This window comes from Rhodococcus sp. RDE2 (assembly GCF_020885655.1).
Lineage (GTDB): Bacteria > Actinomycetota > Actinomycetes > Mycobacteriales > Mycobacteriaceae > Rhodococcus > Rhodococcus pyridinivorans.
Map to the genome: position 1 here is coordinate 1,194,966 of NZ_AP025186.1, position 14,197 is coordinate 1,209,162.

A 14,197-nucleotide genomic window follows, 5' to 3' on the forward strand; every position below is an offset into this window, starting at 1 on the left:
AGGAGCGCCTTCCTTGTCTGCTGTGCCCCCGGCCGCTGTCCCACTGTCCGGATTGGCGCGGATCGCGCTGGCCGACGACAGACTGCGCAGGATCGGCGAGCTCGCCGGTTCCGCCGAACAGGAGATCGTCGCACCACCCGCCGCGCGGCCGTTCGTCGCGGCGGCGCTGGCCGAGAAGTCACCGCTGCTCGTGGTCACCGCCACCGGACGCGAGGCCGACGATCTCACCGCCGAACTCACCGAGATGCTCGGCGAGGGCGTCACGCAGTTTCCCTCGTGGGAGACCCTGCCGCACGAGCGCCTGTCGCCGAGCGCCGACACGGTCGGCCGTCGCCTGCACGTCCTGCGCCGCCTCGCCCGTCCCGACGATCGCGATCTCGGACCCGAACTGAGGGTCGTCGTCGCCACCGTGCGGTCGCTGGTGCAGCCGATGGCTCCCGGACTCGGCGAGATCGACCCCGTCACGCTGCGGGTCGGCACCGAACACGACTTCGAGGAACTCGTCGAGCGACTCGTCGAACTCGCGTACACCCGCGTCGACATGGTCGGCAAGCGCGGTGAGTTCGCGGTGCGCGGCGGTATCCTCGACGTCTTCCCGCCCACGGCCGACCATCCGGTCCGCGTCGAGTTCTGGGGCGACGAGGTCACCGAACTGCGCTGCTTCTCCGTCGCCGACCAGCGTTCGATCTCCGACGTCGACGTGCCGGTGCTCGTCGCGTCGCCGTGCCGCGAACTGCTGCTCACCGACGAGGTCAAGGCCCGCGCCGCGCAGCTCGCCCAGGACAACCCGGCCGACGCGGCCCTCGTCGAGATGCTCGACAAGATGGCCGGCGGCATCCCCGTCGAGGGCATGGAAGCGCTGCTGCCGGTGCTGCAGCCCGGCGAGTTGCAGTTGCTCACCGATGTTCTGCCCGCCGGAACGCACGTGTTGATCTGCGATCCGGAGAAGGTCCGCACCCGCGCGAGCGATCTCGCCCGCACCGGGCAGGAGTTCCTCGAGGCGTCGTGGACCGCCGCCTCGATCGGGGGCGCGGCGCCGCTCGACACCTCGAACCTCAACGGAGTGGACGGCCGGAAGCTCGATCTCGGTGCGTCGGCCTACCGGTCGTTGCGTCAGGTGCGCGAGGCCGCGCAGGCCGCGGGCAGACCATGGTGGACGCTCAGCCCGCTCGCGTCCGGTGCCGACACCGAACTCGTCCTCGACGTGCAGCCGGCCCCCGAGGTCCGCGGCTCCGAGGACCTGCTGTCGATGTTGTTCGTGAACCTGCGCGCCCACGTCACCGCCGGTGGCCGCGCGGTGATCGTCGTCGCCGGTGCGGGCACCGGACAGCGGATCCTCGAGCGGCTGAAGGAGAACGAGGTCCCCGCCGCGAAGCTCGAACCGGGCACCGAACCGGTGCGCGGGCAGGTCGGTGTCATGCGCGGTTGCCTGCACGAGGGCGTCGTCCTCCCCGGCAACGACGACAATGTGGTGCCGGGGCTGGTGGTCGTCACCGAGGCCGACCTCACCGGCAACCGCGTGGTCACCGAGGGCCGCAAGACTCCCGTCAAGCGTCGCAACCAGGTCGATCCGCTCGCCCTGAACGCCGGTGACTTCGTCGTCCACGACCAGCACGGCATCGGCAAGTTCGTCGAGATGGTCGAGCGGACCGTCGGCGGTGCCCGCCGCGAATATCTCGTCATCGAATACGCACCCGGCAAGCGTGGCCAGCCCGGCGACAAGCTGTTCGTGCCGATGGAACAGCTCGACCAGCTCTCCCGGTACGTCGGCGGTGAGCTGCCGTCCGTCAGCAAGCTCGGCGGATCCGACTGGGCCAACACCAAACGCAAGGCGCGCAAGGCGGTTCGCGAGATCGCCGGCGAGCTCGTGCGGCTGTACGCAGCGCGGCAGGCCTCGCCCGGCCATGCCTTCGCGCCCGACTCGCCGTGGCAGAAGGAGATGGAGGACGCCTTCCCCTTCACCGAGACACAGGATCAGCTCACGGTGATCTCCGAGGTCAAGGCCGACATGGAGAAGGCGGTGCCGATGGACCGCGTCGTGATCGGCGACGTCGGCTACGGCAAGACCGAGATCGCGGTGCGTGCGGCGTTCAAGGCCGTGCAGGACGGCAAGCAGGTCGCGGTGCTCGTCCCCACGACTCTGCTCGCGCAGCAGCACCTGCAGACCTTCACCGAGCGGATGGCGGCCTTCCCCGTGACGGTGAAGGGACTGAGCCGGTTCACCGACGCATCCGATTCGCGCGCGATCACCGAGGGCATGGCCGACGGCACCGTCGACATCGTCGTCGGCACCCACCGCCTGCTCCAGACCGGGATCCGCTGGAAGGACCTCGGTCTCGTGATCGTCGACGAGGAGCAGCGTTTCGGCGTCGAGCACAAGGAGCACATCAAGGCGCTGCGCACGCACGTCGACGTGCTCACGATGTCGGCCACACCGATCCCGCGAACCCTCGAGATGAGCATGGCCGGGATCCGCGAGATGTCCACCATCCTCACCCCGCCCGAGGAACGGCACCCCATCCTCACCTATGTGGGCGCCTACAACGACAAGCAGGTCGCCGCGGCGATCCGCCGGGAGTTGTTGCGCGACGGCCAGGTCTTCTACGTCCACAATCGGGTGAGCTCGATCGACAAGGCCGCCAAGCGACTCCGCGATCTCGTCCCCGAGGCGCGGGTCGCGGTCGCGCACGGGCAGATGAACGAGGAGACGCTCGAGAAGACGGTGCAGGGCTTCTGGCAGCGCGAGTTCGACGTGCTGGTGTGCACGACGATCGTCGAGACCGGTCTCGACATCTCGAACGCCAACACGCTCATCGTCGAACGCGCGGATTCGCTCGGCCTGTCGCAGCTGCACCAGCTGCGCGGTCGCGTCGGGCGTTCGCGCGAGCGTGGCTACGCGTACTTCCTGTACCCGGCGGAGAAGCCGCTGACGGAGACCGCCTACGACCGGCTCGCCACGATCTCGCAGAACTCCGATCTCGGCGCGGGTATGGCCGTGGCCATGAAGGACCTCGAGATCCGCGGCGCCGGCAACGTTCTCGGTGCCGAGCAATCCGGCCACGTCGCCGGCGTGGGCTTCGACCTGTACGTGCGGCTCGTCGGCGAGGCCGTCGAGGCGTACCGGGCCGCGGCCGACGGCCGCACGGTCACCACCGACGAAGCACCCAAGGAGGTGCGGATCGACCTTCCCGTCGACGCGCACATCCCGGCCGACTACGTCGCGTCCGACCGGTTGCGGCTCGAGGCGTACCGCAAGCTCGCCGCTGCGAACGACGACGCCGCGATCGCCACGGTCGTCGACGAACTCGTCGACCGCTACGGTCCGCTGCCCGAGGAGGTCCAGCGGCTCGTGTCCGTCGGCCGGTTGCGGTTGCTGTGCCGCGAGTACGGTCTCGAGGAGGTCGCGGTCACCGGCACCCAGATCCGGATCTCGCCGATGGAGCTGCCCGACTCGAAGCAGATGCGGCTCAAGCGGTTGTATCCGGGCGCGCAGTACCGCGCGACGAGCGGTCTGGTGCAGTTGCCGATCCCGCGGACCGGCGGGGTCGGATCGGATCGGGTGCGCGACGTGGCGTTGCTGCAGTACATCGCCGACTTCCTGCTCGTTCTCGACGGCAAGCCGCAGGGTTCGGTGGATCTGAACAGCGCGGCGACGGTGAATGCATGACCGACTACACCGCTCTCGCCGAGGCGGCGGCCGTGATGGACAGACTGTGGTCGTTCGGGGGTTGGGAGGTCACCCAGACCCACGAGAGTCTGCGCCGCTATCTGATCGAGGAGACCTACGAGGTCCTCGACGCCGTCGAGTCGGGTGATCCGGACGAGCTCCGCGAAGAACTCGGCGACCTGCTGCTGCAGGTGCTGTTCCATTCCCGGATCGCCGAGGCGAACGGGCAGTTCACGGTCGACGACGTGGCGGCGACGCTCGTCGCCAAGCTGGCAGCGCGCAGCCCGCACCTGACCAACGGCCACACCGGTCCGCTCGACGTCGCCGAGCAGGAAGCGGCGTGGGAGGTCGCGAAGAAGGCGGAGAAGGCACGCGCGTCGTGCCTCGACGGGATCGCGACGGCGCAGCCTGCACTCTCCCTGGCCGACAAGGTGATCGAACGCGCGATGCGGGCGGGCCTCCCGGAGGACCTGGTGCCCGAGGCGTTGCGGGTCGTCCGGATCACCGGCACGGGTGACACGGAGTCGACGCTCCGGTCGGCGATCCTCGCGTTCGCCGGATCGATCCGGGCGGCGGAGGAGGCCGCGCACACCGACGGTGTTCCGCGCGGCGGGCTCGACGAGGAAACGTGGCGCCGCTACTGGAGAACCGCCTCCTAGGCGACGAGTATCCGGTCCACTCCGCATCGATACCGAGCGCTCAGCCGCCGAACCGGACTCCGTTCCGGCCGTCCGGTGACAGATACCAGCGGCCGTGGAATTCCGGAAGCTGCACTCGTGCTTCGTGTAGCCGTTCAGGAGCCGTGAGCAGGATGCAGTCGGGCGCCGCGGCACGTAATGCGTCGAGGCCGACGATGGGAACGTCGGTGCCGGGCATGCGGTGGCCTGCTGCGGGCAGAGAACCGTCGGCCATGCCGGCCATGACGGAGCGATCCACGTGAGCCCGGACGAACAGAGCGACGGCCTGGGAGGCCGATCCGTAGGCGAAGACCTTCCGATTCCGCATGTGCATCTGTTTCAACCAGCTGTTCAACTCGGCTGCCTGTCGGTCGGCCTGCCGTTGCAAGGTGCCGAGAGTGACAGGGTTCGTCAATTCCATCGCGCGTTCGGAGGCCAACAGGCGCCGTGTTCCCGGTGCCGAACTCGTCCACGGATCACGTTGCGCTGCAAGCAGGACCGATCCGCCGTGTAGATCGAAGATCCACGTCTGGGCGATGTGTAGGCCCACGTCACCGAGCAACCGGCGGAGTGCGGTCAGGGAGTAGTAAGCGAAGTGACCGTGCCGCAAGGTATTCCATCGTCCTCGAGACGTGATCGCCGACAGGGACTGGAACTGCATCAGGAAGGTGCCATCGGGCTCGAGGGCTGCCGCACGCTTCAGGAAACCGGCTCGCTGGTCGGGTTCGTGCATCATCGCGAAGGAATCGAGGACGAGAGAAGCAGAAGCGCCCACCGGGGTGGGATGGAAGCCCCGCTCGACGAGCAGCGGCAACCATGATCCGCTGTGCGGGCTACCGAACTCGGTGAACGTGCTACCGCGGAGCCATCCGTCGGCTTCGACGGCTTCGACCGCCGATCGCGCCTGTTCCTGCAGGGCCCGCGATTCGTGTCCTCGAGGTTCGTCGGGGACGATGGTGGTCACGGCCAGCTGGGCGAGTCCGCAACCCGCACAGAGTTCCATCGCCAGGGTGGGACCCGATTCTGCTGTGGTGGAGACCGTTTCGACGGGTGGGAAGAGATCGTCGCGAGGTACGGAGCCGAGATCGAGCACGCGCTCCAGGTGATGGTGACCACACGCACGACATCTGTTCACGTGACCGAGCCGATCCGGCGATCGCCCGACCCCTGTCGTGAGGTGGCGTTCGACAGCTCATCCACTGTGCGCGCCTATCGGTCTCGGCCGCAAGGTCGGGTCGAGCAGTCCCCGGGTCGCGAGGCGGTGCAGATGCTCGAGTCGTGTGAAGCGGTGTGCGGAACTGTCCCGGGTGATTCCGGTGTCGAGGTGGCTCCGATACAGCTCCGTCACCCCGGCAGCGGTGGTCCACGAGGGAACGAAGTCCGGCAGGGCACGGCGGCCGGCCGAGAAGTCCACGCGGTACGAGCGGAGGTCGGGGTCGGACTCGCAGGTGAGGGTCACGGTCGTCCCCGGAACCGTGTGCGCGACGGACTCCGCGATCTCACGGATTGTCACATTGCCCTCCTCGGTGCCTATGTTGACGGCCGCACACCGTATTTCGTGTTCGGGTCTCGTGAGTGCACAGGCGAAGGCCTGCGCGATGTCGCGCACGTGGACCAGTGGCCGCCATCGGATGCCGTAGGACGGTACGCGGATCTCTCCGGTGCGCACGGCCGACGCCACGAATCCGTTGAGCACGATGTCTGTGCGCATCCGCGGTGATACGCCGAACGCGGTTGCGCAACGCAAGAACACGAGAGCGAAATCCGAGTCGGCGAGGTCTGCCAGATCATCCTCCGCCCGTGCCTTGCTCTCGGCGTACGGGGTGAGTGGACGACGCGGAGCATTCTCGGTCATGAGTTCGCCTCCGGCATTGCCGTACACGGAACAGGTCGAGGCGTACAAGAACCGGCGGACGCCTGCATCCTTCGCGCAGCGGGCCAGATGAACTGTGCCCCGATGGTTGACATCGTGCACGACGTCCGCCGGAAGTGTGCCGAGGGGGTCGTTCGGGAGGGCCGCAAGGTGCACGACCGCATCGAAACCTGCGAGGATCTCGGCTCTCACGTCCCGGATGTCGACCGTCGTTCCGGGCGGGTCGTGGGGCGCGGAGCCCAGCGTGCAATCGGCGAACGTGCCGTTGTCGAGGCCGAATACCTCGTGGCCGCGGTTGCGGAGAATCGGCACCAAGACGGAACCGAGATAACCCTGATGTCCTGTGACGAGTACGCGCATGTCGACTTCTCTCGGATCCGGTCGGTGCCGGTCCTTGCCGACCGGCTCGACGTTCTCAATAAAGCATACTCAAAGAATGAAAACAAGGCCGAAACATACTTAAATTTGGTTTTGATTTGCGTTTGAAACCGTATCCCTTTGCACATACGCTCGTACTGGTCCCAGTCGTGGCGCCGATGTCGGGCGGCACCACGAAGCAGGGGGGGGCGCAGAAGCGTTTGCTTGGAGGAAGCCCGATGTCGTTTCAAATCGTGGATCGTCGTGAAACTTTTGTTGCGGGTGTTCCCGTACGAAGCCCTCGTCGAGCCCTGGGAAAGGTCCGCGACCCGCATCTCGAACGAGCATGGTCGGCGGTGCTCAACGGAGAGACGCGTGGCCCGTTGGCCGCGACGTACACGGATCATGCCGAGGAGATCGGTTCCTACTACACGCAGACCGTCGGATTCTGCTGCGAGTCGCTCGACGGCATACCCCCGGGATATCTCGTCTCGCGCGTGCCTGCCGGCCGGTATGCGAAATTCTCCGCAGTGGGGGACAGGTTCACCGAGGTGTTCGAGCAACTGTGGGAGCAGATCTGGGACGCCGAGGCCCGTGGTCTGATCGAACGTGCCTTCACGGGGGATTTCGAGTACTACCCCCACGCATACGGTATCGAACTCTACATCGCCATTGTCGAACCGGATGAGAAAGTGGCGAAATGACGTTCACGATCGTGAAGGTCGAGCCGTATCTCGTCGGCGGACTGGTGGTTCCGGGTCTGGAACCCGGGGTGACGCGGGACTCGGACGGACTGATGGAATTCACCGTCGAACGGTTGCGCGCTCGTAATATTCGTGACCTGACCGTTGTGTTCGTCTGTCATCCGAGAGCAGGATGGTCGGCAGTGTTCGGATACCGATGCGACGAGCCGGAAGAGCTTGCCGTGGGGGATTCGATGGTCCGGGTGGGGGAGAAGTTCGCCGCTCGGTTCGTCCTGGACGGGCCGTCGCCCGACCCCTACCGCGAACTGTGGCGTCAGGTCGAGATGGCGGAGAAGGAGGGGCTCATCAATCGGGCGCTCGGAGAAGAGGTGGCCTGCATTCCCGAGCGGGGGGAACCCGAACTGTATATCTCGCTGGCCTGACCGAGCCCGGCGACGAGCACACGACCTCGTTGTGGTCGGGGGGTGCTCGTCGTTCCCGGGGGAAAGGGTGTTCGTGGAGCCGAAACTTCCGTTATCGCACCGCACGCTGGGCTTCTGGGACGAGGATTCGGGTTATCACTTCGTCGCCGCGTCGCCGACGACCGAACCGGAATTGTGGCGTCGATTCCTGGCCGGCGCCCGGAACTCCTATCGGCGGTACGACGTGGAGATCGCACTCGAATACGACCTGATCCGCGACGGCACGATCACGACCTACTTCTTCGCCGCCGTTACTGCGGACGGGAAGGTGCACGGCGGGTCGCGGGCTCTCGGGCCGTACGAGCGTGCCGAGGAGGCACATGCGGTGCATGAGTGGACGGATCCTCTTCACCGGGCGGCTGTGGTCCGGACCCTGGAACCGTGTCTCGCGCACGGTCTGGTCGAGGCGAAGACGGGGTGGGTGGCGGAGGACGCGTCGAACCGTCGGGAGCTCAGCGCGGGAGTGGCGCGCACGGCGACCTACTGCATGGAACTGCTGGGAGCCCGGTATCTGGTGGGTACCGCTTCGCGGAACGCGCTGGAGATGTGGCGCAGGACCGGTGCGGACGTCGTGGATCGGATACCGTCCGCTCCCTATCCCGACGACCGGTACGAGACGCAACTGTTGCTGTGGGACCGGATGCGGTGCGGGTCGGACCGGCGGAGCCGGGACCTCGAGAAGCTCGGTGCCTCGCTTCTGGTTCCCGGTGGGGAGGACCCCGCGACGTGGTTCCCGGGGAGTAGGGACATACGCGACGCATCGGGCACGGAGGCGGGATGACTGCAGGTCCGGATAGGGGTGACGGTTCCGGGGAGACGGTGTACAGCGCGGTACTGCTGGCCGAGGATCGGGAAGCGGACATGGAGGAGTTGCATCGCCTGCGAGGTGAGGGAGTCACCGTGCGGGATCGGCTGGACGAGCAGCTCACCGGCCTGGCCCGTCTCGGCGATGGGACGACGGAGGAAGCGCCCCGGTGGGCCTACTATCCGTGGCGTCGCACGGTGGTGCGAGTCCTCGGCCCCGAGGGATTCGAGCGACTTCGTCTGGACCGCAACCGGAACAAGATCACCGGGAGTGAGCAGACGCGGCTTCGTACCGCGACGGTCGGAGTCGTGGGGCTCAGCGTCGGCCATGCCGTGGCGTACACCCTGGCACTGGAAGGTGCGTGCGGTGCGCTGCGACTCGCCGATTTCGACACACTCGAACTATCGAATCTGAACAGGATCCCGGTATCGCTGCTGGACCTCGGGACCAACAAGGCCGTCATTGCCGCGCGGCGCATCGCCGAACTCGATCCCTACCTTCCGATCGAGGTGTGGTCCGAGGGCGTCACCCCCGAGACGGTCGACGCCTTCGTCGACGGCCTCGACGTGACGGTCGACGAATGCGACTCGCTCGACGTGAAGCTGCTGATCCGGATCGCAGCCGCTCGCCGGCGCGTTCCCGTGGTGATGCACACCAGCGACCGTGGTCTGCTCGACGTCGAGCGCTTCGACGTCGACGAACGCCCACCCTTCCACGGGTTGCTCGGCGACCTCGATCCCGAGGTACTCGCTACGCTCTCCAACCGCGACAAGGTTCCGTACGTGTTGAGGATCCTCGGCGCGGAGCAGATATCCACGAGGCTGGCCGCATCCCTCCTCGAGGTGGGCGAGACGCTCGAGGCGTGGCCACAGCTCGGCAGCGATGTCGGCCTGGGGGGAGTCACGGTGGCGACCGCGGTGCGGGCAATCGTCCTCGGCGACCCGATCGGATCGGGCCGATGCCGAATCGATCTCGATCTCAGGCTCGCCCTTCCCGAAGTCCCGGTACACGCGATGGTCGAACCAGATGCCGTCTCGCCGAGCAAACCGGTGGTGGACGATCCGATGACCGCGATCGTGGACGCTGCGATCAGGGCACCCTCGGGTGGCAACGCCCAGCCGTGGTCCATCCTCGTCGAGTCCGGCAGCGCGGTCTTCGCTCTCGCGCACGATCCGGAGCCGGTGCTCATGGATCTGCACCGGCGAGGAAGCTGGGTAGCGCTCGGTGCGGCGCTGCACAACGCGCGTGTCGCTGCCGCAGTCCACGGCGTTCTCGGGGGACATACTTTTCTCGCGGAGGACGACGACATCGGGCCGGGTGTCCCGGTCATGCGCTTCGAACTCGGCATCGGTACGGACCCGGATCTCGCGGCGCAGTACGACACGATGCTCGCTCGCGAGACCAATCGATATCCCAGCGACGGGTACGCGATCACCGACGGCCAGATATCGGCGCTGCACACGGCGGCCGAACTCGTCCAGGGGCAGATCCGGCTCGTCACCGCGCCCGACGAGATCGGTGCGATCGCCGAGATCCTGGCGGAGTCGGATCGATTGCGGTATCTGACCCCTTCGCTCCGGACAGAGCTGATCCGTGAATTGCGGTGGCCCGGCGATCCCGATCCGGACAGCGGAATCGAGGTGGCCTCACTCGGTCTCGACACCGCAGAGGAGGCGATGCTCGACGTCGTTCTCCGTCACGATGCTCTCGATCGGCTCAGAGAATGGGATCTCGGCGGTGGGCTCGGCAGGATCACGCGGGATCGAGTATCGGGAAGTCCCGGAGTCCTCGCCGTGTTCGCAGAAGGGGCATCCCCGGCCGACTACGTCCGCGCCGGCGCTGCGGTCGAAAGTGTGTGGATCGCAGCGCAACGGCAGGGACTGGCAGTGCATCCGGTCTCACCGATCTTCCTGTATGCCGACTCCTGTGAGGATCTGGCGCGGTTGTGTCCGGAGCGGGTGGACGACCTCGGGGCGCTGCAGAAGGATCTCGCTGCGGTGCTGCAGGTCGATGGAGACCGCAGGGTCGCCCTGCTGATGCGTCTGGGCCGCGCCCCTGTCGGTACGCCCCGCAGCAGGCGTCGCACCGATCGGGTGCGGGACGTCACGGCCGCCGGTGGGACCACCACTTGCTGAATTCGACGATGGGGACGCGATGCCCGGGACACGATCGACGTTCGAGAGCCTGGTCACCAGGATCGCAGCACGTCTGATGCCGGCGGATGCCGCATCACATCGGGAGGTCGCCCGGGGCGTGCTGCAGGATCTCTTCGAGCACCTCGACATCGACACTTGTTTCCTTCGGTACAACGATCATGCGATCGGAGCGACGATCCTGATCGCGGAGTGGCCGCCACGCGGCAACGTTCCCGACCCGGATCCGCTGGGGACGGTCTATTTCCGGGACGCGGACCCGATATTCGCCGCCTCCGAACACATGAAGAAGCCGTTGCTGATTCCTGTGGAACTGCCGTCCGATACTCCGCTGGACGCGTCGGGTTACGTCGACCGGGTACGCGCGGGTTCCGGAATGCCGGATGTCTCAGTGGCCGCGGTGCCACTGGTGTCCGGACAGGTGACGACCGGGACGCTGGGTTTCGTGAAGGAGGGGTACCGGCCGTGGAGCGAGGACGAGGTCAATGCGCTGACGCTCATCGCAGCTCTCCTCGCCCAGGTGCAGGCCCGTGTTCAAGCCGAGGAGGATCTACGACGAGCGGCGTATCACGACGCACTCACCGGGTTGGCGAGTCGGCGCGCGTTGTTCGAACATCTCGACCACAGATTGCAGGAGGACGAACCGGGTCCGGTCGGAGTGTTGTTCCTCGATCTCGACCGGCTCAAGGCGTTGAACGACTTCCTGGGGCATCAGGCCGCTGACGCATATCTCTGCCGTATCGCTGAACGCCTCTCGAAGGGAAGTGAAGAAGACGACCTGGTGGCGCGTCTCGGAGGTGACGAGTTCGTGATCGTGCTGGCAGGGGTCAGCTCCCTCGAGGAGGCGATGACACGCGCAGAAGCGATGCATGAAGCGGTGGGGGTGTCCGTAGCGCTCGGCGGACAGACCGTCGGCCGCGGGGTCAGCGTCGGTGTTGCGCTCGGAACACCGGGAGAGGTGGACTCGGCAGCCCTTCTCAGTCATGCAGATCAGGCGATGATGGTGGCGAAGCGGCAGGGAGGCAACGGTATCGGTGTCTTCACCGAGGACATGAACGAGAAGGTCGAACGCCGGACCATCATCGAGATGAACCTGCGCACGTCGATCGACGACGACCATCTGATGCTGGAATACCAACCGGAGGTCGACCTTCGTACGGGAAAGATCCTCGGCGTCGAGGCGCTGGTGCGGTGGAAGAATTCACCGCTGGGTCTCCTCCAGCCGGGGGAGTTCATCGAGATCGCAGAGTCGACCAATCTTGCCGGGGAACTCGGCGAATGGGTGATCGGACGAGCGTGTGCGCAGCTGGCGGAATGGAAGCAGCGGATACCGGATCTCCGCATGATCATGAGTGTCAACGTGTCGCCGGTGCAACTGGTATCGATGGATTTCGACACGACAGTCAAATCGGTTCTTCGGCGATACGACATGGCGGGGTCGGAGTTGTGCCTCGAGATCACCGAGAATGTAGTTGTCGGTGACTTGAATCGGACGAAGGACACCCTCTCCCGCCTCGAGCGGCTGGGGGTCTGGGTCGCGATCGACGATTTCGGAACCGGATACAGCTCCCTGGGGCATCTGCAGTCCCTACCCGTCGACACCTTGAAGATCGACAGAGGGTTCGTCCGGAATCTCGAGCACAGTGAGGGCGATCGGGTCATCGTCGATTCCATCGTGGGACTGGCTTCCTCGTTCGGGCTCTACGTCGTGGCAGAGGGTGTCGAGACGATGGGGGCGGTGAAACACCTTCTGGAACTGGGGTGCACGCGTGCGCAAGGTTTCCTGTTGAGTAAGCCGGCCGCACCGGAACGGATCGAACCGATGTTGCGGACCGGGCACATCCGGTTGCCGTGGGGAGCGGACCGATGGAGGGGGCCGGCGAACGGATACGGAACAATCGAATATTGATTGACGGCAAGTTTGTTATTGCCAATAAAACATTCTCAAGGTACGGTTTGATGGTCGGGGCGTCAACGACTCCGAGCAGGGATGACCTTGAATGTACAAGCGTGAGAACGGTTCTGCGGCAACGCTCGACGATTCGTCCCGGGTGGCCCTACTGCGGCATCGGAAGCCGGGATACTCGATCGTCCTCCCTGCCGACGTGCCGTTCGCTCCTGTCGCCCCGGTGATCCAGAGGACGGGATGGGAACGCCGGTACCGGACGACAGTGGTGTGCTGCGACCTGCTCGCTCTCGTGGTCGCTCACGCCGTCGTGATGGTCGGCTACCTGCGTGGCGGAATCGACTCGTGGCGGGCGCCGGTCGTCGTCGCTGCCGCCCTGCTGACGACGATCGTCTCGCTTGCCGCCCAGAGGGTCTGGGACGAAAGGACTCTCGGATCCGGCGGTGAGGAGTATCGGCGAATCCTCCGAGGATACCTGTTCGCGATCGCGGCGCTCGCTGTCGCCGGATACGGATGGGGGACCTCTGCGGGCCGGTCCTGGGCCTTCGGCGCCTTGCCGATCGCGCTCGTGCTCACCCTGGCGGGCCGGAAGATCCTGCAGTGGCGACTGTCCCGGGGGCGTTCGCAAGGTCGTTGTCTCCGTTCGGTGCTGGTGGCCGGGGACCTCGACGAAGTGCACGAACTCGTCGCGCGTGCCGATTCTCTGCAGCAAGCGGGGTGGCGGGTCGACGGCATCTGCCTTGCGCCCGACGCTTCTGCCGATGCCCGCCCCCTCGCGATCGACGACGTCCCCGTGCTCGGCACGGACGAGAACGTCATCACCATCGTCGAACAGCATCGTTTCGAAGCGGTCGCGCTGTTGCCGTCCGGCCGATGGTCACATCCGAGGATGCGGAACCTGAGCTGGGAACTCGAACGGCTCGGCGCGGACCTGCTCGTCGCCCCTGTGCTCATGGACGTCGTCGGACCGCGCCTGCACATCACCCCGGTCTCGGGGCTACCTCTGCTGCAGTTGAGCGCCCCCTGCTACAGCGGCCCCGCCTGGATCGTGAAGAACGTACTCGACCGGGTCCTGGCGATGCTCATCCTGATGATCTTCGCACCGGTGATGCTGGTCGTCGCTGTCGCGACGAAGGTCGACGGTGCGGGTCCGATTCTGCACTCCCAGGTCCGGGTGGGACGCGGTGGACGCACGTACACCGTATACAAGTTCCGCAACGATCCGGGCGCGAGCCGGATCGCGCGGTTCATCCGCCGGCATTCGCTCGACGGACTTCCACAGCTGGTCAACGTCGTCAAGGGGGACATGTCGCTGGTAGGGCCCCAGCCACCGCTCGAATCCGAGGTCGAGCGGTACGGGAACGATGGCGCCGCGCGCCGGTTGTTCGTCAAACCCGGACTCACCGGACTGTGGCAGGTCAGTCGTCGTGACCATCTCCACTGGGACGAGTCCGTTCGGCTGGATCTGCGCTACATCGAGAACTGGACGCTCCTGATGGATCTGTCGATCCTCCGGCGCACGGTGGGCGCCGTCCTCCGCGGCGACAGTGCGTACTGATCCACACCCTTCTGTTCCGAATTCGATCCCGACCCA

At 66.2% G+C, this 14,197-nt stretch carries 10 protein-coding genes; 8 read left to right on the top strand and 2 right to left on the bottom strand.

Going from position 1 to position 14,197, the window contains the following annotated elements; all coding sequences use genetic code 11:
- The first annotated feature begins 13 nt into the window (after positions 1–13).
- Positions 14–3,667: a transcription-repair coupling factor gene (gene mfd / locus LPH33_RS05785; protein ID WP_229567406.1), complete on the top strand. Its 3,654-nt coding sequence runs from the start codon at positions 14–16 to the stop codon at positions 3,665–3,667.
- Positions 3,664–4,326 carry a MazG family protein gene (locus tag LPH33_RS05790; protein WP_016691474.1) on the top strand — a complete coding sequence of 221 codons (663 nt, stop codon included), beginning with the start codon at positions 3,664–3,666 and terminating at the stop codon, positions 4,324–4,326. The genes mfd and LPH33_RS05790 overlap by 4 nt, the downstream gene beginning before the upstream one ends.
- A 40-nt stretch (positions 4,327–4,366) precedes the next feature.
- Here LPH33_RS05790 and LPH33_RS05795 read toward each other — a convergent pair whose 3' ends face one another.
- Positions 4,367–5,437, bottom strand: coding sequence for a class I SAM-dependent methyltransferase (locus LPH33_RS05795; RefSeq protein ID WP_229567407.1), 1,071 nt, complete (start codon positions 5,435–5,437; stop codon positions 4,367–4,369).
- 99 nt (positions 5,438–5,536) lie between these two features.
- On the bottom strand, positions 5,537–6,577 hold the full coding sequence (locus LPH33_RS05800) for an NAD-dependent epimerase/dehydratase family protein (RefSeq protein ID WP_229567409.1): 1,041 nt from the start codon (positions 6,575–6,577) through the stop codon (positions 5,537–5,539).
- Positions 6,578–6,813: 236 nt separating this feature from the next.
- Here LPH33_RS05800 and LPH33_RS05805 point away from each other — a divergent pair, with 236 nt between their 5' ends.
- From LPH33_RS05805 to LPH33_RS05830, 6 genes are all read left to right on the top strand, one after another.
- Positions 6,814–7,278 (top strand): effector binding domain-containing protein, encoded by a 465-nt coding sequence (locus tag LPH33_RS05805; RefSeq protein WP_026060997.1) that lies wholly within the window; start codon positions 6,814–6,816, stop codon positions 7,276–7,278.
- Positions 7,275–7,700 carry a hypothetical protein gene (locus LPH33_RS05810; protein WP_016691478.1) on the top strand — a complete coding sequence of 142 codons (426 nt, stop codon included), beginning with the start codon at positions 7,275–7,277 and terminating at the stop codon, positions 7,698–7,700. Before LPH33_RS05805 ends, LPH33_RS05810 begins: the two co-directional genes overlap by 4 nt.
- 73 nt (positions 7,701–7,773) lie before the next feature.
- Positions 7,774–8,520 carry a hypothetical protein gene (locus LPH33_RS05815; protein WP_229567410.1) on the top strand — a complete coding sequence of 249 codons (747 nt, stop codon included), beginning with the start codon at positions 7,774–7,776 and terminating at the stop codon, positions 8,518–8,520.
- Entirely contained in the window at positions 8,517–10,679 is a 2,163-nt protein-coding gene (locus LPH33_RS05820) for an Rv1355c family protein (protein WP_229567411.1), read from the top strand. The genes LPH33_RS05815 and LPH33_RS05820 overlap by 4 nt, the downstream gene beginning before the upstream one ends.
- 19 nt (positions 10,680–10,698) lie before the next feature.
- Positions 10,699–12,606 carry a putative bifunctional diguanylate cyclase/phosphodiesterase gene (locus LPH33_RS05825; protein ID WP_229567412.1) on the top strand — a complete coding sequence of 636 codons (1,908 nt, stop codon included), beginning with the start codon at positions 10,699–10,701 and terminating at the stop codon, positions 12,604–12,606.
- A 91-nt stretch (positions 12,607–12,697) separates the two neighbouring features.
- The gene (locus tag LPH33_RS05830) at positions 12,698–14,161 is read left to right on the top strand and encodes a sugar transferase (RefSeq protein WP_229567413.1); all 1,464 of its coding nucleotides are present in this window, start codon (positions 12,698–12,700) and stop codon (positions 14,159–14,161) included.
- The last annotated feature ends 36 nt before the right edge of the window (positions 14,162–14,197 follow it).

Excerpts from the sequence above, each read along its gene's own strand:
- LPH33_RS05790 (WP_016691474.1), top strand. The coding sequence starts at position 3,664 with ATGACCGACTACACCGCTCTCGCCGAGGCGGCGGCCGTGATGGACAGA.
- LPH33_RS05800 (WP_229567409.1), bottom strand. The coding sequence starts at position 6,577 with ATGCGCGTACTCGTCACAGGACATCAGGGTTATCTCGGTTCCGTCTTG.
- LPH33_RS05805 (WP_026060997.1), top strand. The coding sequence starts at position 6,814 with ATGTCGTTTCAAATCGTGGATCGTCGTGAAACTTTTGTTGCGGGTGTT.
- LPH33_RS05810 (WP_016691478.1), top strand. The coding sequence starts at position 7,275 with ATGACGTTCACGATCGTGAAGGTCGAGCCGTATCTCGTCGGCGGACTG.
- LPH33_RS05820 (WP_229567411.1), top strand. The coding sequence starts at position 8,517 with ATGACTGCAGGTCCGGATAGGGGTGACGGTTCCGGGGAGACGGTGTAC.
- LPH33_RS05825 (WP_229567412.1), top strand. The coding sequence starts at position 10,699 with ATGCCCGGGACACGATCGACGTTCGAGAGCCTGGTCACCAGGATCGCA.
- LPH33_RS05830 (WP_229567413.1), top strand. The coding sequence starts at position 12,698 with ATGTACAAGCGTGAGAACGGTTCTGCGGCAACGCTCGACGATTCGTCC.